Annotated in this window: 23 protein-coding genes; 11 read left to right on the top strand and 12 right to left on the bottom strand. The window is 53.1% G+C overall.

Translation table 11 applies throughout. From position 1 onward, the window contains the following. Positions 1-29: 29 nt before the first annotated feature. Positions 30-803 carry a UDP-2,3-diacylglucosamine diphosphatase gene (locus ACFIOZ_RS11505; protein WP_386077669.1) on the bottom strand — a complete coding sequence of 258 codons (774 nt, stop codon included), beginning with the start codon at positions 801-803 and terminating at the stop codon, positions 30-32. A gap of 13 nt (positions 804-816) precedes the next feature. Then, positions 817-1,317 (bottom strand): peptidylprolyl isomerase, encoded by a 501-nt coding sequence (locus tag ACFIOZ_RS11500; protein ID WP_386077667.1) that lies wholly within the window; start codon positions 1,315-1,317, stop codon positions 817-819. 155 nt (positions 1,318-1,472) lie between these two features. On the opposite strand from ACFIOZ_RS11500, the gene ACFIOZ_RS11495 reads away from it, so the two are divergent. The 11 genes from ACFIOZ_RS11495 to ACFIOZ_RS11445 all read left to right on the top strand — a co-directional run bounded on the left by ACFIOZ_RS11495 (position 1,473) and on the right by ACFIOZ_RS11445 (position 14,619). Beyond that, positions 1,473-3,152 carry a glutamine--tRNA ligase/YqeY domain fusion protein gene (locus tag ACFIOZ_RS11495; protein ID WP_386077664.1) on the top strand — a complete coding sequence of 560 codons (1,680 nt, stop codon included), beginning with the start codon at positions 1,473-1,475 and terminating at the stop codon, positions 3,150-3,152. 19 nt (positions 3,153-3,171) lie between these two features. Further along, positions 3,172-4,575 (top strand): cysteine--tRNA ligase, encoded by a 1,404-nt coding sequence (cysS, locus tag ACFIOZ_RS11490; protein WP_386077661.1) that lies wholly within the window; start codon positions 3,172-3,174, stop codon positions 4,573-4,575. Positions 4,576-4,692: 117 nt separating this feature from the next. Next, positions 4,693-5,619: an ABC transporter substrate-binding protein gene (locus tag ACFIOZ_RS11485; RefSeq protein WP_386077659.1), complete on the top strand. Its 927-nt coding sequence runs from the start codon at positions 4,693-4,695 to the stop codon at positions 5,617-5,619. Positions 5,620-5,667: 48 nt separating this feature from the next. Beyond that, positions 5,668-6,867: an ABC transporter permease gene (locus tag ACFIOZ_RS11480; protein ID WP_386077657.1), complete on the top strand. Its 1,200-nt coding sequence runs from the start codon at positions 5,668-5,670 to the stop codon at positions 6,865-6,867. Continuing rightward, on the top strand, positions 6,864-7,826 hold the full coding sequence (locus tag ACFIOZ_RS11475; RefSeq protein ID WP_386077655.1) for an ABC transporter ATP-binding protein: 963 nt from the start codon (positions 6,864-6,866) through the stop codon (positions 7,824-7,826). Before ACFIOZ_RS11480 ends, ACFIOZ_RS11475 begins: the two co-directional genes overlap by 4 nt. Then, positions 7,807-8,592 (top strand): ABC transporter permease, encoded by a 786-nt coding sequence (locus ACFIOZ_RS11470; RefSeq protein WP_386077652.1) that lies wholly within the window; start codon positions 7,807-7,809, stop codon positions 8,590-8,592. The genes ACFIOZ_RS11475 and ACFIOZ_RS11470 overlap by 20 nt, the downstream gene beginning before the upstream one ends. Positions 8,593-8,773: 181 nt before the next feature. Then, positions 8,774-9,976: a thiamine pyrophosphate-dependent dehydrogenase E1 component subunit alpha gene (locus ACFIOZ_RS11465; protein ID WP_386077649.1), complete on the top strand. Its 1,203-nt coding sequence runs from the start codon at positions 8,774-8,776 to the stop codon at positions 9,974-9,976. Between the two features lies 1 nt (position 9,977). Beyond that, on the top strand, positions 9,978-10,955 hold the full coding sequence (locus tag ACFIOZ_RS11460) for an alpha-ketoacid dehydrogenase subunit beta (RefSeq protein WP_386077646.1): 978 nt from the start codon (positions 9,978-9,980) through the stop codon (positions 10,953-10,955). 17 nt (positions 10,956-10,972) lie between these two features. Next, a complete protein-coding gene (locus tag ACFIOZ_RS11455) occupies positions 10,973-12,268 on the top strand; it encodes a 2-oxo acid dehydrogenase subunit E2 (RefSeq protein ID WP_386077645.1) in 1,296 nt (431 codons plus the stop codon). Positions 12,269-12,335: 67 nt separating this feature from the next. Next, positions 12,336-14,189: a protein kinase domain-containing protein gene (locus ACFIOZ_RS11450; protein ID WP_386077642.1), complete on the top strand. Its 1,854-nt coding sequence runs from the start codon at positions 12,336-12,338 to the stop codon at positions 14,187-14,189. A 193-nt stretch (positions 14,190-14,382) separates the two neighbouring features. Continuing rightward, positions 14,383-14,619 (top strand): hypothetical protein, encoded by a 237-nt coding sequence (locus tag ACFIOZ_RS11445; RefSeq protein WP_386077639.1) that lies wholly within the window; start codon positions 14,383-14,385, stop codon positions 14,617-14,619. Here the strand turns inward: ACFIOZ_RS11445 and ACFIOZ_RS11440 are convergent. The 10 genes from ACFIOZ_RS11440 to ACFIOZ_RS11395 form a co-directional block, all read right to left on the bottom strand. After that, positions 14,570-16,201, bottom strand: a complete 1,632-nt coding sequence (locus ACFIOZ_RS11440; protein WP_386077637.1) for a DUF2142 domain-containing protein — start codon at positions 16,199-16,201, stop codon at positions 14,570-14,572. The genes ACFIOZ_RS11445 and ACFIOZ_RS11440 overlap by 50 nt on opposite strands. Positions 16,202-16,369: 168 nt before the next feature. After that, positions 16,370-16,744 carry a GtrA family protein gene (locus tag ACFIOZ_RS11435; protein WP_386077635.1) on the bottom strand — a complete coding sequence of 125 codons (375 nt, stop codon included), beginning with the start codon at positions 16,742-16,744 and terminating at the stop codon, positions 16,370-16,372. Further along, positions 16,741-17,745 (bottom strand): glycosyltransferase family 2 protein, encoded by a 1,005-nt coding sequence (locus tag ACFIOZ_RS11430; protein ID WP_386077632.1) that lies wholly within the window; start codon positions 17,743-17,745, stop codon positions 16,741-16,743. The genes ACFIOZ_RS11435 and ACFIOZ_RS11430 overlap by 4 nt, the downstream gene beginning before the upstream one ends. 196 nt (positions 17,746-17,941) lie before the next feature. Then, positions 17,942-18,571: an ABC-type transport auxiliary lipoprotein family protein gene (locus ACFIOZ_RS11425; protein ID WP_386077629.1), complete on the bottom strand. Its 630-nt coding sequence runs from the start codon at positions 18,569-18,571 to the stop codon at positions 17,942-17,944. After that, positions 18,568-19,509, bottom strand: a complete 942-nt coding sequence (locus ACFIOZ_RS11420) for an MlaD family protein (protein ID WP_386077626.1) — start codon at positions 19,507-19,509, stop codon at positions 18,568-18,570. Before ACFIOZ_RS11420 ends, ACFIOZ_RS11425 begins: the two co-directional genes overlap by 4 nt. 6 nt (positions 19,510-19,515) lie before the next feature. After that, the gene (locus ACFIOZ_RS11415; RefSeq protein WP_386077624.1) at positions 19,516-20,343 is read right to left on the bottom strand and encodes an ABC transporter ATP-binding protein; all 828 of its coding nucleotides are present in this window, start codon (positions 20,341-20,343) and stop codon (positions 19,516-19,518) included. Beyond that, positions 20,343-21,476: an MlaE family ABC transporter permease gene (locus ACFIOZ_RS11410; RefSeq protein ID WP_386077621.1), complete on the bottom strand. Its 1,134-nt coding sequence runs from the start codon at positions 21,474-21,476 to the stop codon at positions 20,343-20,345. The genes ACFIOZ_RS11415 and ACFIOZ_RS11410 overlap by 1 nt, the downstream gene beginning before the upstream one ends. Positions 21,477-21,580: 104 nt before the next feature. After that, a complete protein-coding gene (locus ACFIOZ_RS11405) occupies positions 21,581-22,402 on the bottom strand; it encodes an IclR family transcriptional regulator (protein ID WP_386077618.1) in 822 nt (273 codons plus the stop codon). Positions 22,403-22,507: 105 nt separating this feature from the next. Then, positions 22,508-23,716, bottom strand: coding sequence for a 3-oxoadipyl-CoA thiolase (locus tag ACFIOZ_RS11400; RefSeq protein WP_386077615.1), 1,209 nt, complete (start codon positions 23,714-23,716; stop codon positions 22,508-22,510). Positions 23,717-23,757: 41 nt separating this feature from the next. Continuing rightward, the gene (locus ACFIOZ_RS11395; RefSeq protein ID WP_386077613.1) at positions 23,758-25,281 is read right to left on the bottom strand and encodes a 3-hydroxyacyl-CoA dehydrogenase; all 1,524 of its coding nucleotides are present in this window, start codon (positions 25,279-25,281) and stop codon (positions 23,758-23,760) included. Positions 25,282-25,390: the final 109 nt, after the last annotated feature.

The following is a 25,390-nucleotide window of genomic DNA, read 5'->3' as shown; positions in this document are numbered from 1 at the left end:
ATCGGCTTTTTTATACCTATAAATGGTGTTTAGAAATCAGGTGGTGCCGTTAAAGAAAACTGACGCAGTCGAGGCGCAGTATGGTCGGCACGCTCTATGAGAATATCCCAGCCGTGCTGGGCATCCCAATCGCCGAGTACGTAGCGCTTGGCCGGGACGTCTTCAACCGTTAAGTCGTGCACTTTGGGGCGGTGGGTGTGACCGTGAATCATGGTGGTCAATCCATGGCGCTCCATCAGCGCAATGACTTCATGGTGTGTCACATCCATAATGGCTTCAGCTTTGTTCGCATTGGCTTCGCCGGACTGCGTACGCAAGCTCTGGGCAAGTGCTACACGCTGCTCCAAAGGGAGTGCCAGCATCTGTGCCTGCCACTCTGGATCGCGCGACTGCTTGCGAAAAGCCATATAGGCTTCATCCTGGGTGCACAAACTATCGCCATGGAGCAGCAGAACGGGCACTCCTTGGATTTCCACCTCCTCAACATCCGGTAGTAGAAATGCCTGGCAGGCGTTTATAAAGCGTTCGCCCAGCAGAAAGTCGCGGTTGCCGTGCATTAGGTACACCGCCGTACCGTTGCTGCTAAGTTTTCGCAAATGGCGAATCACGTCATGAGCAACGATGCTAAGCGGATGCGTATTGGCGTCAAGAAGATCATCGCCAATCCAGGCATCGAAAAGATCACCGAGAATATACAGTGCGTCGGCGCCTGGAGCGGTGTGCTCTAAGTAGCGGTAAAACCCCTGATTGATCTCGGGGGTGTCGCTGCTCAGATGGAGATCGGCAACAAGCAGTGTGCGCATAAGGCTCCCAGTGTTATTCAGCGTCTTTGACGTACGCACGCTCGATAATGACATCTTCCGCGGGCACGTCGGCATGCATGCCGCGGCGGGTGGTCGCTACGTTTTTAATCTCGTTGACCACATCCATGCCCTCAACGACTTCGCCAAAGACTGCATAGCCCCAGCCTTGCAGACTTTTACCGCTGTGATCCAAAAAGCTATTGTCGCCCACATTGATAAAGAACTGGGCAGTCGCGGAGTGCGGATCCTGAGTGCGTGCCATGGCCAGGGTGCCAATGGTGTTTTTCAAGCCGTTATCGGCTTCGTTGTCGATAGGGTCGCGTGTGGGCTTTTGATTAAACTCTTTATCGAAACCGCCCCCTTGTACCATAAAACCGTCAATTACCCGGTGGAACAGGGTGCCGTCATAAAAGCCGTCGCGCACATACTGCTCAAAATTCGCCGCGCTAATCGGCGCTTTTTCGTGGTTAAGAGCGATGGTGATGTCACCATGGTTCGTCTGTAATACGATCATAGATAAATTCCTGTTCAATAAAGGCGTTCGCCTTGGCGCTGTGCATCGGCGTCACGTTATAATAGCGGTTTTGCCCTGCACCGCGAAGGGCTATAGGGGTATCCTATGTCTTCACGGCTCAGTACGCCATCCACCACGAGGTTATCAACACCATCATGACCAACGAGACCACCCCAGCGCCGAACTTCATTCGCAACCAAGTACGCGACGAACTCGAGGGCGGCCAGGTCACTAAAATCGTGACGCGCTTCCCCCCGGAGCCCAATGGCTTCCTGCATATCGGCCATGCAAAGTCGATCTGTCTAAATTTCGGGCTGGCGGAGCAAATGGGTGGTGAGTGTCATCTACGTTTTGACGACACCAACCCGGCTAAAGAAGAGCAGGCCTATATCGATGCGATCAAAGAGGATGTCAGTTGGTTAGGTTTTGAATGGGCAGGCCCGGTGCGTTTTGCCTCTGACTACTTTGACCAGCTCTACGCCTGGGCGCAGCACTTGATGCGTGAAGGCAAAGCTTATGTCGATGACCTATCACCGGACGAAATTCGAGAGTATCGCGGCACCCTGACGGCGCCGGGTAAACCCAGCCCCTACCGCGAGCGAAGCGCCGAAGAGAACCTGGATTTGCTGGCGCGTATGCGTGAAGGCGAGTTTGGCGAAAGCGAGAAGGTGGTGCGCGCCAAGATTGATATGGCGTCACCCAATATCAATTTACGTGACCCGATTATCTATCGCATTCGTCATGCCAGTCACCACCAAACCGGCGACAAGTGGAAAATTTACCCCTCTTACGACTTTACCCATGGTCAGTCGGACGCCATTGAGGGGATTACCCACTCAATCTGTACGCTGGAGTTCGAAGATCACCGCCCCTTGTATGAGTGGTTCTTGAATAATTTGCCGGTACCCTCTAAACCGCGCCAGATTGAGTTCGCGCGGCTGAATCTCGATTACACCCTGACCTCCAAGCGCAAACTGAAGCTACTGGTGGATGAGCAAATCGTTGATGGTTGGGACGACCCGCGCATGCCGACTATTTCAGGCATGCGTCGCCGGGGCTACACGCCTGCATCCATTCGTAAATTCTGCGAAATGATAGGGGTTACCCGTGCCGACGGTGGTCTGGTGGATATCGCCATGTTGACCCATGCCATTCGCTCCGATCTTGAAGATAACGCTCCCCGCGCCATGTGTGTGTTAAAGCCGCTGAAAGTCGTGCTCACCAACGTGCCGGAAGATCACCAGGAGATGTACGAAGTTCCTGGGCACCCGGCCCGTGAAGATATGAGGGTGCGTCAGGTGCCCTTCAGCCGCGAGCTGTATATCGATCAGGACGACTTTATGGAAGACGCGCCTAAAAAGTTCTTCCGCCTGGCACCAGGTAAAGAAGTGCGCCTGCGCAATAGCTACGTGATTCGCTGTGACGAGGTGATCAAAGACGCCGCCGGTGAGATCATCGAACTGCACTGTTCGGTGGATTTCGATACGCTGGGTAAAAACCCCGAAGGACGTAAGGTGAAGGGCGTTATTCACTGGGTTAGCGCTGCCCACGGTGTGCCGATGGAAGTGCGTCTTTACGACAACCTGTTTACCGTTGAGCAGCCTGACCGGGATAAAGATGTCGATTTTCTAGAGCATCTTAACCCGGAGTCTTTGGTCGTTTGCCAGGCGATCGGTGAGCCAAGCCTTGCCGAGGCAGTGCCTGAGTCACGCTACCAGTTCGAACGCGTCGGCTACTTCTGTGCAGATCGCCATGACTCAACGCCAGAGCATTTGGTGTTTAACCGTACTGTAGGCTTGAAAGACAGCTGGGCTAAAATCAAGCAGAAGGGCTAAGAAAAACATGGATAGCCGCATGCATATTTATAATACGCTGACGCGTCGCAAGGAACCGTTCATCCCGCTGGAAGCGGGTAAAGTGAGCATGTATGTCTGCGGCATGACGGTGTATGACTACTGCCACCTTGGGCATGCTCGGGTCATGGTCGCCTTTGACGTTATCACCCGCTACCTGCGAGAGCGCGGCTACGACGTTAACTATATCCGCAATATTACCGATATCGACGACAAGATCCTCAAGCGTGCCGATGAGAATGGCGAAAGTATCACCGCGCTGACGGAGCGCATGATCGATGCCATGCACGAAGACGAACAGCGCCTGTTTGTTTTACCGCCCAGTCATGAACCCCGTGCCACGGGGCATATCGACGATATTGTGGCGATGGTTGAAACACTGATTGAAAAAGGTTTTGCATACGCGGCTGATAATGGCGATGTCTACTACCGGGTGCGCAAATTTGCCGATTACGGCAAGCTCAATAATCGCCAGCTCGACGATATGCGCGCAGGCAGCCGGGTCGATGTGGATATTCATAAAGAGGATCCGCTCGACTTCGTGCTCTGGAAAGCCGCTAAACCAGGGGAGGCGCACTGGCCGTCACCCTGGGGCAACGGTCGTCCGGGCTGGCACATTGAGTGCTCGGCAATGTCAACCTGCTGCCTGGGTGACACCTTCGATATTCACGGTGGTGGGCCGGATTTAACCTTCCCACACCATGAAAATGAGATCGCTCAATCCGAGGCGGCCACGGGCAAAACCTACGTCAATACTTGGATGCACGCTGGCGCCGTGCGGGTGAATCAGGAGAAGATGTCCAAATCGCTGGGCAACTTCTTCACCATCCGCGATGTATTGGCTGAGCACGACCCGGAAGTGGTGCGTTTTCTGCTGGTAGCCAGTCACTACCGTAGCCCCATCAATTACTCGGTCGACTCCCTGACTGAGGCGCGAAAATCGCTTACGCGACTGTATACAGCGCTGGAAGGTCTTGAACTGGGCGATTCAAATGCTGATGCAAGCGGTGATGCCGCGACTTATCGTCAGCGCTTTACCCAGGTAATGGACGATGACTTCAATACCCCTGAAGCTCTGGCGGTGATGTTTGAGCTGGCCCGGGAGGTCAATCGCGCCAAGCAGGAACAGCCGATTGAAGCGGCTAAGCTTGCGATTGAGTTAAAGCAGCTTGGGTCTATCTTGGGGCTTCTCCAGCAAGCGCCCCAAACGTTCTTAAAAGGCACTCAGCAGCAGAGTATGCCGCTAAGTGAGAGCGAGATCGAAGCGAAAATCGCTCAGCGTATCGAGGCCAAGGCAAACAAAGATTTCGCCCAGGCGGACGCAATCCGTGATGAACTCGCGAACCTAGGGATTATTCTCAAGGACTCCCGGGAAGGCACGTCTTGGGTATTAGAAGCACCTTGAGCCAAAACCTTTATCTCTCGTTGGCGGCTTATGCGCTAACTTAAACGCAGGAGGCTCTTATAATGACTATATAAGAGCCTCCGTCGTTTATAAGCCCACTTCAAAAGGAATTTAAAGATGCGCTTTTCAGCCAATCCTTTCATTGCTAAGCCCTTAATCGCTGCTTGTGTCGTCTCCCTCGCGGCATTCTCCCAAGTCAGCGCTAACGAGCCCGTGGTGGTGTCGTCCAAAATTGATACAGAAGGCTCGGTGCTGGGTGAGCTGATTATTCAAACCTTGGAACGGAATGATATTGCCACTGAAAATCGACTGCAGCTGGGCGGCACCAGCGTCGTGCGCACCGCGTTAGAAGCCGGGGAAATTGACCTTTACCCGGAATACACCGGTAATGGCGCGTTTTTTTTCGATATGACCGACAGCCCAGTATGGAATAATGCAGATCAGGCTTATGAAACCGTACGCGAGCGTGATGCGCAGCAGGGCCTGATTTGGCTGCAGCCTGCCAGTGCCAATAACACCTGGGCAATGAGCGTACGCGAAGATCTCGCCGAGGAGAATGAGCTGGTGAGTCTAGAAGATCTCGCCGCCTATTTGGCTGATGGGGGAGAGTTCAAGTTCGCCGCCAGTGCTGAGTTTGTCGAGTCTGAGCAAGCTCTGCCTGCGTTCCAGAAAGCTTACGGTTTTGAGTTAAGTGATGATCAACTGCTGGTACTCTCTGGTGGTAATACAGCCGCTACCATGCGTGCTGCTGCCCAACAGACCAGCGGCGTTAATGGTGCCATGACGTATGGCACGGACGGTGGCTTAACGGCGCTGGGGCTGGTGGTATTGGAAGACACCAAGGGCGTGCAACCCGTGTATCAACCTGCCCCAGTGGTTCGTGAAAGCGTACTTGACGCCTATCCAGAAATCGAAGCGCTGCTCAATGACGTTTTCACCACCCTTGACCTGGTCACTCTTCAAACACTCAATGCCGATGTTGCCGTTAACGGGTTGTCTCCCTCCCAAGTGGCCAGTGACTACCTTGATACGCTTAATAATTAATGCCTGGTACTCTTATAAATTAATGCTAAGGCTCGGGATAACTAATTAATGTCTCTAATGGATGCACTGCCCACCCCGCGGTTTCGTTGGGAAGGGCGGCACCCGAACATTGTGCTTATTACGCTTAGCCTTACGATGCTGGCCGCGTTCTGGTTACTCGACGTGGTCAGCATGGCGCCCAATCGCATCGTGGCAGAGACGGGTTATGGTGCGCTTGATGCGTTCGGTTGGCCCGGTGCGCTTTTGGTAACGCTACTGCTCTCCTTCATCGGTATTCTCGCGTCTCAGCCAAGTCATCGCCATTACCGGGCGCTGTTAGCAGCGGTGGTCGTGATAATGGCGCTAATGCCGGTGGGGTTGATGGCTAGCAGTTATTTGCTCATTGATCCGGAGATGCCTCAAGCACGTTTAGGTATAGGTGCAGCCTATTGGGTCGTGCTTTTTGTGCTGCTGCTGTGCTTGGTGGAACTACGCTTACGCCTAATGCTTACCCGGATGTGGCCCACCCTGCTGCTGTGTGGTGTCGCGCTGATCTGGTGGCTATGCGCGGCTTTTGGATTAGAGGCGCTCGCCCTTGTTCAAGAGTTTCAAGCCCGTGATCAACAGTTTCTAAGCGCGGTTGTACAGCACATCACGCTGGTGGGTATCGCCGTCAGCGTCAGTGTTGTTCTTGGGTTAGCGCTTGCTATGCTGATGCGACGTTATACCCGTCTGCAGAAGAGTGCCTTTGCACTACTCAATTTTCTTCAGACCATTCCCAGTTTGGCGTTATTTGGTCTACTGCTAGCACCATTAGCCTGGCTTGCCGCGAATGTGCCCGTGTTAAGTCAGCTTGGTGTGAGTGGTATTGGCACAACGCCAGCTTTAATCGCACTGATTGCTTACAGTCTGCTCCCCATTGTGCGCAATACCTATATCGCGCTTGAAGAAGTGAGCGCCGATACGTTAGAGGCCGCCAAGGGGATGGGCATGCGCACCGGGCAGCGGTTTTGGCAAGTGCGGTTACCGCTGGCACTCCCGGTGCTCTTGGAAGGCGTGCGGATTACCACCGTACAGGCCATTGGGCTTACTGCTGTTGCCGCTCTGATTGGTGCGGGCGGGCTTGGTACTTTCATTTTTCAAGGCTTGGGCCAAGCTGCCATGGACATGGTGCTACTCGGCGCACTACCGATTTTAATGCTGGCGCTTGCGGTAGATGCGGGCTTAGGTGCCCTGGCAGAAGCGCTACGCCCCGGAGGAATAAGATGATCGAGTTGTCCCACGTATCCAAGCGGTTTGGGGATGAAACCGCTGTGGACGACATTTCTCTACGGGTACCCAAGGGTAAATTCTGCGCCTTAGTGGGTACATCGGGCTGTGGTAAATCGACCACGCTGCGCATGATTAATCGCTTAATTGAGCACAGCGAAGGGGACATTATCCTCGATGGGCAGGCGATAGATGTCTACGACCCGGTGAAACTACGTCGCAGGATTGGCTACGTAATTCAGCACACCGGGCTATTTCCCCACTGGACGGTGGCGCGCAATATTGGTCTGGTACCGCGGTTATTGAAGTGGTCAGCAGCCGATGTCCAGTCACGGGTGGCTGAGTTAATGCAGTTGCTCGGCCTGCCGGTTGATGAGTTTGGGCATAAATATCCCCATCAGCTTTCCGGGGGGCAGGCGCAGCGGATTGGGGTCGCGCGTGCCTTGGCAGCAGACCCGGATATTTTGTTGATGGATGAACCCTTCGGCGCGCTTGATCCTATTACCCGTGAAAAGCTACAGGATGAGCTGGCCAAGCTGCAGGCGCGGCTACACAAAACCGTGCTGTTTGTGACCCATGATATGGATGAAGCGCTTAAGCTGGCGGATCACTTGGTGGTCATGCGTGAAGGTCGAATCGTGCAACAGGGTTCTCCCTTGGCGCTATTACAAAACCCTGCCGACCCTTTTGTCGAGTCGCTGTTGGGAGGGTTGGAAAGGGGGCTTAAACAGGCGGCGCTAACCCGGGTAAAAGATCATATGACCTCCATGGGGCCTACCTTGCCCGCGCAGTCGCGTATCCCCGGCACTTTCTCGCTGCGTCAGGCGCTCTCCATGATGCTGCGAGATCATAGCGACCGGTTGACCGTTGTTGACCAACATGATGTGCCGGTCGGTGAGCTATCGTTGCGGAGAATTATCAAGGAGGCTCAACTGGATAATGGAGACCCGCGTGAGTAACTCGCTAAACGTCGCCCATCCCCCCAAAAAAACTCCGCAATGGTTATGGCCACTGTTATGGGGGGTGCTGCTAATGATGAGCGTTGTTGCTATGTCGGCTGCCGAGCCCCTGTTTCGCTGGCTAGAGCCTGATGCCCGACAAGTGATTTATGACCGAGCTGAGCTATATGTTCTGCTTGGCCGGCATCTCTTTGTGGTGGGGGTCGCAGCGGTGGTGACCATTATCGCGGGAGTCGCCGCGGGCATCGCCGTTACCCGCCGATGGGGCAGTGACTTTCTACCTCTGGTGGCCCAGTTGGCATCGCTTGGACAAACGTTTCCCCCGGTAGCCGTGCTGGCGCTGGCGGTGCCCGTACTAGGGTTTGGTACTTTGCCGATTATTGTTGCGTTAATGCTCTACGGGCTACTGCCTATCGTGCGCAATACCCTCGCCGGTTTACAGGGCGTCGAAGGCGGTATTAAAACGGCTGCCCACGCGATGGGCATGAAACCAGCGCAAATCCTGTGGCAAGTCGAGCTACCGCTGGCGGCACCGGTCATCTTGGCGGGCATTCGCACTTCGGTAACCATTAATATTGCCACCGCTGCGCTCGGCGCCACCGTGGGGGCTAGCAACCTGGGTGATCCAATCATCTCCGGCATCGTGAACGGCAATATGGCCTATGTGGTTCAAGGGGCGCTGGCCATCGCCTTGCTGGCGCTAACGGTAGATAGCCTGTTCGAACTGCTGCAGCGTCAACTGCGTGCGCGCATCTCCGATACCTAATTTTCTGCGTTTTAACCTCTCTGCGTCTTAAGTAGCATCCCTAAACTCCTTGCGCTGCGTTATTGTCCTGAATGTTGTGGTCGCTAGATGTTGCGTTGGCCTATGGCAGATAAATCCACTGGCATAAACGGTCAATACCAACAACACTGCCCTCAAAAGGGGTGAAACAAGGACAATAATGATGACACAGTATGTACACCAGCCGGAGTTCATGACCGGCGACGAATTTACGATTCCTACCTTCAGCGTGCTTAACCCTGAAGGTGAGGTGCATAGCGGCGCTGATGAGCCTACGCTTGAGCGTGATCACGCCCGGCGTATCTATCAGGCAATGCTGGCCACACGTATTCTCGATGAACGCATGATGGCGGCCCAGCGCCAAGGGCGGCTGAGTTTCTATATGCAGTGCACCGGGGAGGAAGCCGCCGTAGTGGGCGCCACTGCTGCGCTCAATGACGCCGATATGATTATGGCGCAGTACCGCGAGCAGGGCGCTTTAATGTATCGCGGCTTCTCCATCGACGAATTCATGAATCAGCTGTTCGGCAACGAGCTCGACTACGGCAAAGGCCGCCAAATGCCGATTCACTATGGGTCGCGCAAGTTGCACTACATGACCATATCGTCTCCCTTAGCGACTCAGATTCCACAGGCCACGGGCTACGCTTACGGCCAAAAATTGGCGGGTAACGGGCACTGTACGTTAACGTTTTTTGGCGAAGGCGCTGCCTCCGAGGGTGATTTCCACGCCGCGCTGAATATGGCCTCAGTGCATCAGGTGCCGGTGATTTTCTTCTGCCGTAACAATGGCTATGCCATTTCCACGCCTGCCGTCGAGCAGTTTGCCGCCGACGGCATTGCTCCGCGTGCCTTTGGTTACCACATGCACGTCATCCGGGTCGATGGCAACGATGTCCTGGCAGTCTATGAAGCGACGCGGCAGGCACGCAAGATTGCCGTTGAGCAAAATCAGCCGGTATTGATTGAGGCCATGAGCTACCGCCTTGCCGCGCACTCCTCATCTGACGACCCCTCTGGCTACCGGTCGAAAGATGAAGAGGAGGTATGGCGCGCCAAAGACCCGCTGCTGAGGCTGCAAAAGTGGCTATTGAAGAAGCAGTGGTGGAGCGAAGAGGAGGAGTCGTCTCAGCAGGAAACCCTGCGTCGTGAAGTATTGGAAACCATGAAGCGCGCAGAGAAGCGCTCATCGCCGCCACTGGAAAGCCTAATCAGCGATGTGTATGCCGATGTTACCCCCGCACTGCAGCGTCAATTTGATCAATTAAAGCGCCATATACGTCGCTACCCGGATGCCTACCCCCGCGGAGCAAAGTCGCTGGACTTAGATGTGGGCACCGAGACTGATACTCAGGGAGAGGCGTAATATGGCTACCATGAACATGCTCCAGGCGATTAATAATGCCCTGGATATCGCCATGGCAGAGGATGAAAAAGTCATCTGCTTCGGTGAAGACGTGGGTATTTTTGGCGGCGTCTTTCGGGCCACCAGCCACCTGCAGGAGAAGTACGGTAAAGTACGCTGTTTTAATACGCCGCTGGTTGAGCAGGGCATTATCGGCTTTGCCAATGGCTTGGCGGCCCAAGGCTCGGTACCCGTCGCAGAAATTCAATTCGCCGACTATATTTTTCCCGCCTTTGACCAAATCGTTAATGAAACCGCCAAGTTCCGCTACCGCTCAGGGGATCTGTTTAACGTAGGTGGGCTGACTATTCGTACCCCTTACGGCGGCGGCATTGCGGGCGGCCTCTATCACTCACAATCGCCGGAAGCCTATTTTACCCATACCCCTGGTCTCAAAGTGGTGGTGCCACGCAACCCATATCAGGCCAAAGGGCTGTTGCTTGCCGCGATTCGCGACCCGGATCCGGTGCTGTTTCTGGAGCCCAAACGTCTCTATCGCGCTGCCGTAGGCGAGGTGCCTGAAGAGGATTACCAGCTACCCATTGGTGAAGCCGACATCACCAAAGAAGGTACCGATATTACCGTAGTAGGCTGGGGTGCTCAGATGGAGGTAATTGGCAAAGCGGTTGAGCTAGCCGAAGAGCAGGGCATCGCCTGTGAAGTGATCGACTTGCGCTCACTGCTGCCCTGGGACGCGGATACGGTGGCTGAATCGGTGCTAAAAACCGGCCGGCTCGTGGTCAGCCATGAAGCGCCATTAACCGGCGGCTTTGCCGGTGAAATTGCCGCCACTATTCAAGAGCGTTGTTTTCTCTACCTGGAATCGCCCATTACACGGGTGACGGGGCTCGATACGCCTTTTCCGCTAGTGCTGGAGAAAGAGTATCTGCCTGATCATCTGAAGATTTTTGAAGCGATTCGCGAAAGCGTCAACTTTTAGCGCTGAGGAGAAAAACAATGAGCGATTTTTTACTGCCGGATATTGGCGAAGGCATCGTCGAGTGCGAAGTGGTCGAGTGGCGCGTCGCGGAAGGCGATCAAATTGAAGAAGACCAGCCCATTGTCGAAGTCATGACCGATAAGGCGCTGGTGGAGATTACTGCCCCCGAAGCCGGTGTCGTGACCAAGCTCTATGTGGCCCAGGGGCAAATTGCTAAGGTGCATGCGCCGCTCTTTGCCTATCAAGTGGAGGGGGGAACCCAGACCGGCGACCAAGCCAGCCAACAAAGTAATAGCCATCAGAGTGAAACCGAGTCAGAAGCTGGACAACCGGCCGCTCCTGAAAAGCCGAATGAGACCGCGGCAGAAGCACCTACTGCTAAAGGCACTCAGGGGGCTGCCCCCCTATATGGCAAAGTTCCCGCAAGCCCCGCCGTTAGGCGCCTGGTGCGTGAACACTCCCTGCAGCTCACGGAGATCGCGGGGAGCGGCAAGGATGGGCGGGTGCTTAAAGAGGATGTTCTTGCGCATCTTGACCAACCATCACAAACAGCCGCCTCCGCCAGCATCGCCAAAAAACAAGCTGTTAACAACCAAGCTGAAGCCCAGGCGCCCCGAGTTGAGTCACTCCGCGGCATACGGGCGGTAATGGCCAAGCGTATGGTCGAGTCAGCCAGCACCATTCCGCATTTTCACTACGGTGAAGAGATCGACGTTACTGCACTGCTGGCGCTTAGAGAGCGTTTAAAGCCCTTGGCCGAGGCCCAGGGAGAGCGGCTAACCCTTATGCCGTTGTTTATGAAAGCCATGGCGCTGGCGGTGGCCAAAGAGCCTATCGTTAATGCCCAGCTTAATGCGGCTGGGGATGAGCTGCACTATTACCCTCAATGCAATATTGGTATGGCGGTGGATAGCAAAGCGGGCCTGATGGTGCCCAATGTGAAAAACGTTGAGCGCCTCACTCTGCTGGAAATTGCGCGGGAAGTCGGCCGGTTAACCACGGCGGCACGAGAAGGCCGTGTCGACCAGGCCGATCTAAAAGGGGGCACGATTAGTATTTCCAATATCGGTGCGCTGGGAGGTACCTACGCAGCACCGATTATTAACGCCCCGGAAGCTGCGATAGTGGCAATTGGTAAAACGCAGTGGCTGCCACGCTTTGATGAGCAGGGGGCCGTGCAGCGCCGAGCAATTATGACCATCACTTGGGCGGGGGATCACCGCTTTATCGATGGCGGTACTATTGCGCGCTTCTGTAACGCCTGGAAGGCCTTTCTGGAAGACCCGGAAACCATGCTGCTTCACATGGCGTGAATAAGTTGGGGTTAAAACAGAGTTGGCATAAGCCCGTGTTGTTATAAGCATTTGTTGGTATAAACCAATGTATCAGGCAGCGCTTCAGCAGTTCTATATACCCGAAGAGCAGTCGGTCTATCTGCTGAGCCATCACGATGCCCGCAAGCTTAAAGACTGGGTGGCGCTGTGTCAGGCACAGCTCACCCAGTTGGGCTATCAAGACATTGAATTAATTGGCAAGGGCGCCTACGGTTTTGTGTTTGCCGGTAGTACCACCCATAAGGGCGCAATCGCCCACTACGTGTTTAAGTTCTCGCGCATTACCCTACCCACCCATCTGCAGGAGCGCCTCGAAGAGGAGGCGTTTATGTTAGAGCAGGTCTCCCATCCACGTATTCCGGGTCTCATTGCCTACCAGCGCTCCCGAGGGCAGTCGATCCTGGTAATGGAGCGTGCACCCGGCTGGAATTTAGAGCAGGTATCGCTCAAGCAGGGGCGTCTCTCCCCACGCCTGATTGTGCGCATGGCGGCGCAGCTTGCCGATATCCTGATGGCTCTGCGCCGTGAGTCTGGCCACCAGGCTCGGCCGGTGGTGCATGGCGATATCAAACCCTCCAACTTGGTGTTTGATGCCGAGCATGAATCCATTGCGCTAATCGACTGGGGCTCATCGGTCTTTGCTCAGCTAGACGCCCAACTGCAGTTTGTGGGTGCCAACGTAATGGAGCTAATGTCCGATAACTTGCAGCAGACCAATGCCCGCCTGGGCGATGTCTACTTTATCGGCGAAGAGCAGTTAAACGGTGCGTTGTCGTCACCACGCTTTGATGAGCAGGGGGCAGCGGGAACCCTGTATGCGCTGGCGTCGGCGCAGTCGTGTCGCTTTGGTCATCGGGCAATTCCCGCCAGTTCGTTGGGCTTGCCCATGGAGTTCGCTCGTACCCTGGATGGCATGCTCGACCCAGACCCTCAGGTGCGGCGCAAAGCAGGCGACTACTTTTTAAATAACATGCAGCGCATAGCCAGGGTTGTGATGCTCGATCTGCCTGCAGCGCTCAATGTGCCGCTGGTGCCAGTATGGGTGCGTCCTGCGCATCAAGAGATCGATACCGTGGTGTATAGCTCGCGTAAAGCTTTTCTACGCGAAGTCTTTTCACAGGAAGAGCATGCACAGGAAACCCTCAATGACGTTAACGATGTACAGCTTGACCGCTACTACAAGCAGTTTATGCAGGGGATGGGGGAGACCGAAAAGGCCTTTTTGGCATCGGTGAGCCGACTGGGGAAATATCCTGTGGTAGGAGGCTTGGCGGTTCGCTGGGAGCGGGAAGGGGTGTATATCGATTCGTCGTTAAATTTGCACGATCCGACACTCAAGCCTGCCTTTGTCGAGGCGGTTAATAATATGGTGCACTTGGCTAGAGCGATTCATCGCCAAGGGGTATTTAAAAGCTGCCTGTTTAATGCCCGCCAAACACTGCACTTAGAGCGTGCCTCAGCGGATGACGTCTTTGTTAGCGAGCCGAATATGGCAATAAACTATGAGCTGAGTGCGGTGCCGGAGCTTGAAGATCGCACCCGCCAACACAGCTACTTCGAAGATGGGCCCGACCCCGAAGAGCTACTCGTACTGCCTGAATCGATAATGCGCGTGCTGCAGCAACTAAACGACATTCACCACACGGGGATGATCATTTTTGAAGCGCTGCCGCAGCATCTTAAAATCCATAGCTACTACCGTTTGCTTGACCCTGCTAAGGAGCATGAATTTCGCGTGCTGCTGGCAAGTATGCTGGCAGCGGTAAGCCAAATTGAAGGCCTGGGGGTCTCCGGTTTTATGAAAATGCCCTATAAGGACACCCGTTACTTTACACATCTCGAAAAGCAGCCAGAGCGCTACTACCCCCGTGACCCGCGTGAGTATGTGAAAAAAGTCTAAAGAGTAATGACTTTTCGTATTCAGCTTATCCTAGATAACCTAGCCGCTATTTAACGTCAAATACGCTATAGATATCATGCCTTGTATGATGAGTTTAATTTATTTGCGAGCTGCTGCTGCCCCTAGAGTTTAGGTAAGTAGGCACTAAACTATTATAGTGTAGGTGAAGCATATAATGCATTTGTGTTTGCGTATGAGCCATTGTTTTGACTCTATCGATTTTACTGATCTCGAATTGATCGTGCGTCAAAAAGTGCCTGTTTTAACTCCTGCGCAAAGCGAGGCTAGCGCGGCGATCTACAGCTTAATCGAAACCGCCAAAGCCAATGGCACGACTTACCCTTGTATGCGAGATACTGTTGACCTCAACGCCAATGATCTCAACACGCTACTGCCAGATGCCTCACTGGTTCAAGCAATGACTGCCTAGATGAGCTTAATGGGACGCTTGCAAAGTAAATGCCGACTCGAGTAACCTTGACAAGGTTATTCTCATCCAACTCAAGAAGTCTGAGCGAAATAGGAGTATTCTGGCTTAAAGGTGAGTTTGCAATCATTTTTAATTGTTTTTCTGATGCATCGCGTCCAATCTCCATAACTTCAGGCTCGACTCTATTTTCAATTAAATAATATCGTTTGATGAGCAAGTCTACGGTTGCTAAAAGAGAGAAAATAAAAAGAAAGAAAACAATTAATGTGGCAATTCTACGCCGGTTATCGCCATTCAATCCTCTGTTGCCGCCAACACTATAAGCCAAAACAATTGTTGGAATTAAAAAGTATCTTCCTTGAACTCCAGATATTAGTTGCGCTGGATGCGGAGTCCATGTGACAAGAAGAGCAAAAAATATAAATAGCACGGAAATTAAAAACACTGCTAGAAGCAAGAGTCTTTGGGACCATTCATCGCTGATTCGATGGAAAGATACTGTCAATAGTGCTACGATTACAACGATGACTAAATAATAATGGTAGTACCTGTTTTGGAAAGAAGCATCGAGCCAACCTAAAATTCCAAAAAAAGATTTGTAATAAAATTCTTGCAAGCCCTCATTTGACAAAGTCTGCCAAACAACAGAGAAAAATTGAGTTGGATGAAACAGGTAGTGCGTAATAATATTGGAAGTAGATTCTCCAATTGGTACTCTTAAATCGACAGTCGTTTTAAGTGCAAAAAAAGTCCACGCAAAAACAAATAAGGTACCTGAGAAAAACAATAATAGTGATCGCATGTTTTTTGTATAATAAAAAGTTGCAGCGAGCAATATAAGTAGCGGTAGTGTATGGATCCGACTGGATCCAAGCACGATGATAGTTAAAGCAAGTGCATATTGAACCCATTTAGATGATGAGTCCTTATCATTAGCGATACGCAAAAAAGCTGAGATCGAAAATACCGCAAGAGCAGCTGAAATACCGTCCAAGCTAGCAGATGAAATTTGGAATAGCGTCATCGGAATTACAATGAGCGCAAGTACTAGAGGGTTTGGTGGGTAAAGTCTGAAGGCCGTATAGAGAATCAGCATGACGGCAAGGAGCGCGAACGTACGCGCTACTCTGTATGAATGATCAACACTAAGATTAAACCATTCTCCAACCAAGAGCCCCAACGTCTGAGGAAGGTAAATAACAGGAAAATAATATCCAGTGCCAGGTGATGGATCGTAGACCCTCTGACCACTCCATGTGATATCGCCTGAGGAGGAAAAATCTTCGGCTGATAACTTATCTTGAGAAGGAAGATAACTATAAAGATATTCCAATAGGCCGCTGTCAATATAACCACCGCTAGACTTACCATCAGGTCGATCCAAGACAACGACACCTTTACCCAATAGATAAGCACGTTCAATATGATCATGCTCATCCGGTGACTTTAGTGGCGGAATGATAGATGATAGTACTAAACAGCCTATTAACAAAAGCAGAATAACGCTAAATATTTTGTTGCATATCATATTATTAATGAGCAGTTTGATGTCTAACCAATGTAATCGCATTTGAGTTTTCATTTAGTGATCTTTTTATTAATAAGAGTATGTAGGTTTTTATCGCCGCAGAAACAGTGTTGAACAGTATAAAACTTGATGGGATCCGGTTGAATTGCCAAGTGAGATATTAATGAATCATCAAAAAAACCACTACTATTCATTGTCCCGGTCTGTACTTGGCCTTTGCATTCACCGTTCATCCGATCTATATATCCAATACTTACTCAAAAAGAAACCATTAAGCGCAACAAGAGGAAGTGAGACAACCTTACCTAAAATGGGCATTGATAACCAGCTGTTAAATATCTGTACAATGATCAAGACGAGCACATAATTAGCCAAAACCACAGCTATGTAGCGCGCAAGCATAACGTGCGAATAATCTTCTTTAAAAGTTATGCGAGAATGCAGAGTGAAATTAACAACCAAGCCTGCAAAGAATCCGAAAGTAGCTGAGACTAAGTAATGAATATTAAAAGTTATCAGGAGCTGCATCAGCCCAATATCTGTCACTGCACTGACTATGCCAACTATAATATATACAGAGAACTGGCGTGCAATCATCTAGATTTCCACCGAGTGATAGTTCCATGCTTATGTATAGGCCGTCTCGGCAGAGAGGAAATATCATAAGATAAAAAGCCTAGAATGAGCTGCAATCCGATGAGTACAGGCATGGCTGAGAGCATGACAGTACCAGCTGGAGTGGTAATGCCAGTTTGAATAGAAGTTATCCAATGGTAACCACCATAAAATGAGCCAAAGCCAAGTAACGCTAATCCTGCAGGCAGCTCAATTGAAGCAAGAGACATGTCACGAAGAAAGTAGTTATAGAAAATACGCTTTGAAAAATTTCGCACATGCTTCAAAAAAAACTCACCTACAATCTTGGATATCTTTAAATTACTGACTTCGTCACCGTACTTTGCTTCCATTGGCACATCAATAACTACCGCGCGAAGCGTATTTAGTCTAAATAGGGTGTCCGTCTCGAAAAAGTAACGTCGGCTTATCTTATTAAAAGGTAGATGACGAGCAACGTCAGCATGAATAGCCGTATAGCCATTTGTCGGATCAAAAAGATTCCAATAGCCCGACGACAGCTTGCACATGAGTGAAAGCATTGCGTTGCCAAAAAGGCGGATTTTAGGCATTGAGCTTACTTTCTCAAGATCAAAAAACCGATTCCCTTTTGTGTAATCAGCCTCACCGCTAGTAATGGGAGCCACAAAATCCATGATCAGGGCTGGATCCATTTGTCCATCACTATCTATTTTGACCAGAATATCCATGCCATTTTCAATAGCCGCCTTATAGCCGGTCATGGTAGCACCACCAACACCCTGGTTCTCGAGATGCCTAATGACAGAAACTCGATCATCTTTACAATTGGCTTCCACAAAATCACCTGAGCCATCAGGGCAGCAGTCGTCAATAACATAAATGCGAGTAACTTCAGGCCCAATCTCATTGATCACACCCAAAATGTGATTGCGCGCCTTATAAGTGGGGATGACGACGGCAATTTCTTGCAAAATTTCTGTTCCCTTATCGGTATCTACCAAGCCAATGATCCTTGATCTGAAAATTTTGCAGAGCGTGAAAGGCAGCTCAAACGTTATTACTTTACATGTCAGGTTGTGGAGTATCACCCTTTCTGAACTTCGTTGCCATAGCCTATAACCATCGCTGGGTTCTTGGCGGGCTTAGGGGAGTCGTCCGACGCCTCCGACTTCCCTCTCAGAAGCCGTTTCTTAACATTTACTGATCTCTCGAAGTGCCAATTACATCAGTCTGTTGCGCTAACCAGTCGGCCAACTGCACAGTAAGCTCATCGCTAGCGTGGCCAAACGCATCCACCACATCGGTAATATCGACGCTGCTCGCTTTCGCGCTGGTGCTGAAATTCATCGCTGCAAGTGGTGTTCGGTTTTGAGGGCTGACCAGTTGGACATTGAGCTGCACCTTCACAGTGGGTGGATTAGTCACATAGTCGCTCTGGAAATAGCGCATCTCACTGAGTAGCAGCAGATCGTGGGGCAGGCGGTCACTCCCCACACCAGCAAACAGTTGGCTCTGCTGTAGCCCTTCAATCAAGCGCGCTTGGAGGAGGTCGGGGGCATCTTCATGCCAGCGGGCACCCTCATATACATTGACAACATTTCCCTCAGGGTAGACCACAATGCGGTTGCTACTGAGCAAGTGCCCCGCTTCAGGGTTGGCAATGCCCAGGCGTTGGGTAGCGCTATTAGATGAGGGGGTCGAAGACGGTAAGTCGCTCGCAGGCAAACGGTAAAGGGTGGCTGGCTCGCTTTCGGGCAGTATCGAACAACCGGCACTGAGTAGCAGCACAGCACCGGTTAGGATAATAGCGGGAATACGTAAACTCATGGGCGGAACTCCTCTACCTGATCACGGCCCAGAAAAAAGTCTGTCGGGCTCTCTTCCAGCTGGCGGGTAATACGATCCAGCGTGCTCAGCGTGGAGCGTAGTGAAGAGAGCGCCGGGGCAATATCCTGGGCACCCTGCAAGCTGTCTTCAACGGCGCCTGCGTTACTCTCCACGAGCTGCTCAATACGCTGGGCGGCGCGGGCCACATCGCGGCTCGCATCGGCAGCGCTCTGCATGACTATTCGGCCATCCTCGCGTAACAGCTGAGTGGCTTCATGGCTGAGTTCATCAATGCTGGTAAGGGTAGTGGTCGCCTGACGCGCAGCATCGCCAAACAGGGCCATATTCTTATCAAGCGCTTCCTGCTGAGTGGCAATCATCTCAGTAATCTGGGCAATGTTGGTCAGGATATTGCCTGCCTGCTCGCGGTTATTATCGTCAAACAGTTCGTTAACGTTTCGCAGGATCGAATTGATGTTCTCGATCATCTCTTCACCCTCATCGAATAGCGTAGCGATGGGGGAGGGATCGGCCTGAATAAATGGCGCTTCATCGTTGGTTTGATCAACCAGGCGTGGGCTCTCTGGGGTACCGCCGTGAAGCTGAACCGACATGCTGCCAGTAATACTGGCAAAGGCGAGTCTGGCACGCGTATCGGTTTTAATCGGCGCGTCTTCATATACGCGGATATTGGCAATGACTTGGCGTGGATCATCCGGGTTCAGAATCAGCTCGGTGACATCGCCTACCTCAATGCCGTTGTACTGTACTTTGCTACCTACAGATAGGCCGCTTACGCTGCGTTCAAAGAGGATACGGTAGGGCTGATAGCTCCGCTCACCGGCTGCATAACTCATCCATAGTGCAAACAGTAACGCGCCAGCGGCAGTGGCCAGCGTGAAAAGGCCGATTAAAACATGATGCGCCCGTGTTTCCATGTGCAGTCACTCCTGGACGTTAGCATTAGTTGAAGAGGTGGTATGAGCTTCTTGTGCAGCTCTGCCGCGGGGCCCGTGAAAGTATTCCTGAATCCATTCATCGTCAGTCTCTGATACCTTGTCGATGGTATCGACCACCAGCACGTGTTTCTGCGAGAGCACGGCGACCCGGTCGCAGGCGGCGTAGAGCGTATCCAGATCATGGGTGACCAGAAAAACGCTGAACCCTAGCGCATCGCGTAGGGTCACCAGCAACTGATCGAAGGCCGCTGCACCGATAGGGTCAAGCCCTGCAGTAGGCTCATCGAGAAACAGAATGTCGGGATCTAGCGCTAATGCACGGGCCAGGGCGGCGCGCTTAATCATGCCGCCGGATAGGGATTCGGGAAATTGTAGCGCGGCCTGCGGTGGAAGCCCGACCAGCGCAAGCTTGACCCTGGCAAGATGCTCGGCGTCTTCACGCGGCAGTTTGGCATGCTCGATCAACGGCAGAGCGATATTCTCTTGCAGGTTCAGCGAGCTAAATAGTGCGCCGCGCTGAAACAGCACCCCAAAGCGGCGCTCTATTTGGCTACGCTCCTCCTCGTTTAGCTCGTTAAGGGTGGTGCCCAGGACTTCAACCGTGCCGCCATTGGGGCGTTTTAAACCGACAATACTGCGTAAAAGCACGGATTTTCCGGTGCCGGAACCTCCCACAATGCCAAGAATTTCACCGCGCTCAAGGGTAAGATCTAAATTTTCGTGAACCACATGGGGGCCGAACTGGTTCACTAATCCCCGAACCTTGATCACTGGTCGCTTATTTGACTCTGGCTTGTTTGACTCTGCATCCATTACCAGCCCATCTCCATAAAGAACAGCGCGGCAAGGGCATCAATCAGAATCACCATAAAAATCGACTGCACCACGCTGGAGGTGGTATGTGCCCCGACGGATTGAGCGCTGCCGCTGACCTTAAAGCCTTCCAGGCAGCCAATAACGGCGATCACAAACGCAAACACCGGCGCTTTGCTAAGTCCTACCAAAAAGTGTGTCACCGACACGTCTTTTTGCAGCGTGTTAATAAACTGAGTGAGGGAAATATCCAGGGAGAGGGCAGCCACCATAGCGCCACCTGCCAAACCACTGAGCATCCCCACAAACGCCAGCATGGGCAGGCTAATTAGCATCGACATGACCCGGGGTAGCACCAAAAGCTCAATAGGGTCTAGCCCTTGCGCTTGTAGGGCGTCGATTTCTTCATTGGATTTCATGGCGCCAATTTGCGCCGTAAAGGCGCTGGCGGTTCGCCCCGCTAATAGAATTGCGGCAAGCAGAACACCAAATTCCCGTAAGAAAGAGAACGCCACCAGGTCGATGGTATACACCGTGGCGCCGAAATCCTGCAAAACGGTCGCGCCCAGGAACGCGACGACGGCGCCCACCATAAACGTCAGCAGGGCGACGATGGGTACCGCATTAAGCCCACTCTGCTGAACGTGCGCTACCGTGGCGGTAACGCGCCAACGCCGTGGCCGGAATATCAGCTGGAATAGAGTAGCCATCACCAGGCCTATAAAGGCCAGCAACTGGCGCTGCTGAGACCACAGCGCCACCATGTTTACGCCTACCGTGGCAAGCGCTTGGCTGAGGCGCGAATAAGAGGGAGGCTCGACGTCAAGCGGCGCTTCCATGGCCTCGGCAATACGCACAAGCAGTGCCTGCTGCTCTGTTGGCAGCTCACCCGCCCAGTCAGATACTTTTTGGGCTCTCTCAACGCCAATCAGCTCAATTACCAGTACGGCACCGGCCGTATCGAGGCGGGTAATAGCTTTTAAGGAGAACGGCTCATCCCCAGCATCGTGCCGTGCTGGGGGGGTGACTGTGTGATGAGAAAGCGCTGATTTGATATCGCGATAATTGGCAAGCGTCCACTCGCCCTGTAGCGCTATCGTTTGATCATGACGCGCAATCCACTCGCTTGGCATCCCCTCTCCTTGGCGCTAATAGTGATGATGAGTTATTAATGCGCTTGTTTAGAGGGCTATGATGCATTCAAACGGGCGTTAGTTAAAGTCTTCCTAGCGCGAAGCTATCTACCAGAACGGTATCTGGGGGCCAATTCCTGCTTTATCTGGTTAGCGACTTCTTTGAGTCTTGGGCCTAGGTTGTTGACCAAGCGGTCATGATCCAGGCGTAGGCTCGAGCCACCGCAGTTAATGGCCATTACCTCTGCGCCATCTTCGAGGATCAGCGGCATAGCGACCGCGCTAATATCTCGCTGCCAATCCTGTTCTGAAAGACAAAAACCATACTGCGCATAGTCTTTCAGGCTCTGTTGAATGCCCGCTTCATGCTGTGGCCAGTCGTCCCCGTATTCGCTTGCCAGCTCGTGAAGGATCTGTTGACGGCGTTCGTCGGATAAGCCGCAGAGCCACGCGCGACCAATGGCGGAAGTGACGATCGGCAGTCGTGAACCGGTATCCAGGCGAATGATGAGGGGGCCATGGCCGTGACAAGTTTCCAGATAGACCATATCGCTGCGGTCGGCGCCGCCCAGGCTAACGTTGCAGTCCGTGGCATCAGCGAATTTTTGCAGATGCGGGCGGGCAATTTCACGAATGCCCATATTGGCGAGAAAGCGATACCCCAGCGCCAAAACGCCGGGGCCGAGGCGATACTTCTCTAAATGAGTGTTGTGCTGCAAATAGCCAAGCTGGGTAAGGGTATAGGTCAACCGGGAGACCGTCGGGCGGGGGATATTGGTGCGGTTAGAGAGTTCGGCATTGCCTAAATACTCTTCACCCGCGCCAAAGGCGCGCATCAACTCCAAGCCGCGCGCCAGCGCGGTCACAAAGTTACGATCTTTTCCTGGCAACTGTGGGTCGTCAGCATCAGTGTCGGTGGGGTGCATTGAGTATCCCAACAAAATAGGTGGCTTATGGCGCCCAGTATCGCATATCTACTTAGGCGCAGCTGTTATGCCCATCAACGAACAGGCGTTGGTAGCAAACCCATCTCATCTATCCAGGCGCTCAATAATCGTGGCGATGCCCTGGCCGACACCGATACACATGGTGACCAGCGCATAGCGTCCGCCGGTGGCTTCTAACTGACGTAAGGCCGTCAATGCCAGGCGTGCGCCAGAGGCTCCCAGCGGGTGACCGATGGCAATGGCGCCACCGTTGGCATTTAAGCGGGAGTCGTCAGAGGAGAGCCCCAACTGCTGCACACAGCCCAGTACTTGAACGGCAAAGGCTTCATTTATTTCTATCACGTCCATCTGCTCAAGGGTCAGCCCTGCACGGGCAAGGGCCTTTTGCGAAGCGGGAACCGGGCCCAAGCCCATCACCCGGGGCGCAACACCGGCAACGGCGCTTGCGACAATGCGTGCACGCGGCGTTAGCCCCACACGCTCACCGGCAGCTTGGGTGCCCACTATCAAGGCGGCGGCACCGTCGTTAAGGCCTGAGGCGTTGCCTGCGGTCACCACGCCGCCCTCAAACAGTGCGCCTAACTTGGCCAGCTTATCTTCGGTGCTTTGCGGGCGTGGATGCTCGTCTTTATCTATCAGCAGGGGTGGCTGTTTGCGACCTTGAGGCACTTCTACACCAAACATCTCACCGTCGTAGAAACCGGCTGCCAGTGACTGTGCGTAGCGCGCCTGGGAGCGGGCGGCAAAAGCATCGCTGGTATCACGGCCGATATTCAGATCGTGGGCAATGTTATCGGCGGTTTCCGGCATGCTGTGGCTGCCGTACTCTTTGGCAATCCAGGGGTTGGGGAAGCGTGAACCGATCACCGTATCGTACATCGGTTGATTACGGGCGTAGGGGGAGTCCGCTTTACCAAGTACATAGGGCGCGCGGGACATGGACTCTACGCCACCGGCTAAAAACAGCTCGCCTTCGCCCAGTCGTGCTGCTCGGGCAGCGTCCATCATTGCCGCTAAGCCGCTGCCACAAAGACGGTTGACGGTTTGTCCCGCCACTTCTATAGGTAGGCCAGCGAGCAGCGCACCGTGACGGGCCACGTTACGGGAGTCTTCGCCTGCCTGGTTGGTGCAGCCTGCTAGCACCTCTTCATAGCTTTCTGGGGCGAAGGGGTTGCGGGCGACCAGTGCTTTAAGGGTTAAACCCAGCAGTTCATCGGGACGAATGGCTGCCAAGCTACCCCCGTGGCGACCAAAGGGGGTGCGTAAACCGTCGTAAATATAGGCGTCTTGCATGATGGTTTTCCTGTTGTTGTTAAGTTGTTGTTAAGTTGTTGTTAAGCAGTCGTTAGCGATATTTGCAGGGCGGCACGGCGGCGTAGCCATGGGCTAGGGCGGTAACGTGGGTCACCGGTGGCCTCAAGCAGGTTATTGAGTATCGTCATAATGCGCGTGGCGCCGTAGTGGTCACCCATGCGCAGCGGGCCGAAGGGGTAGCCCAAACCCAACTCAACTGCGCGATCGATAGTGGCGGGTTTCGCGACGCTTTGCTGGGCAATATCGGCCCCTACGTTGACGATGCAGGCAATCACCCGCTGGAGAACAAAGCCGTTACTGTCTTGAAGCGTGCTCACCGGGGTGCCGTCATGATTTAGCAGGCTTTGCGCGGCTTGAATAAAGGCGTGCTGAGTTATCGGCGTGGTCATCAGGCTGCGGCGCTTCTCAAGCCCAGCAAGCATATCCACCGCCACGCACTGTTTGGCATCTAGCCCTTGGCGCAGCGCGCAGCTAGTAGCGTCTTCACCAAAAGGCGTCAGCAGGCAGAGCGCTTGCTCACTGGGCTGGGGGGCGGTCTCTAATGGCCAGCCCGCCGTGTTGACTAATTCAGCGAGCGCTGCGGCGGATTCGGCGTCATCTTGGCTGATCCACACCGGGCAAGGAGACACTCCAGCGATAGCGGGTTCATCCGCCATTTGCGGCTTGCCTTCCACATAGCGGTAAAAGCCTTCGCCGGTTTTACGCCCCAGTAAGCCCGCAGCCAAGCGTTGTCGCGTTAGTGGAGAAGGCCGAAAGCGCGCCTCTTCATAATACTGGTGATACACCGACTCCATCACCGCATGGGAAACATCCAGCCCGGTAAGATCAAGCAGGGTAAAGGGCCCCATACGGAAACCGCCCTGATCAACCATAATGCGATCAATGGTGGCTGGGTCGGTAACGCTTTCACCTAGTATACGCAGCGCTTCGGTGCCAAAGGCGCGGCCAGCGTGATTAACCAGGAAGCCCGGCGTATCCGTGGCCTGGGCGGTGAAGTGACCCATGGATTCGCCCAGAGCATTCACACGTTGGGTAACTTCATCGGCGGTACGTAAACCAGGAATAACCTCGGCAATCTTCATCAACGGCACGGGGTTAAAAAAGTGGAAACCAATCACTCGCTCAGGGTGTTGGCAGGTAGCGGCAATGGCGGTCACCGAAAGCGATGAAGTATTGGTCGCTAACACCGCCTGCTGGCTGACGATCGCTTCTAAATCGCTGAACAGACCCTGCTTGGCTTCGAGCTTCTCGACAATGGCTTCTACGACGATATCGCATGGGGCCAGCGCGGTGAGTTGGCTTGCCTCTGTCAACTGCTCACTATAATGCTGCGCCTGCTCTTTAGTGATTCGCTGCTTATCAGCACTTCTCTCCCATAGGCCATTAATAAACGTTTTGGCCTCTTCGACAGCACCCTCCTTAACATCGAACAGCATGACTTTTAGGCCTGCTTGGGCCGCCAGTTGTGCGATGCCACGCCCCATGGCGCCAGTGCCGACAATGCCAAGCGTGGTGAAGGGGGAAGGTGTTGATTCGCTAGCCATACGCCAAATCCTCGCTGCAAGTGCGTGCTTTATAGATTTTGATTCTGCATTGCAGAACTGTGTTTCAATTATTGACTGCTATCCTAGGCTATGCAAAAGTGCCTGACAA

This window comes from Vreelandella sp. F11 (genome assembly GCF_042466685.1).
GTDB lineage: Bacteria > Pseudomonadota > Gammaproteobacteria > Pseudomonadales > Halomonadaceae > Vreelandella.
The sequence above is the reverse complement of the archived record's forward strand: the minus strand, read 5'-3'. Positions and strand labels throughout refer to the sequence as shown.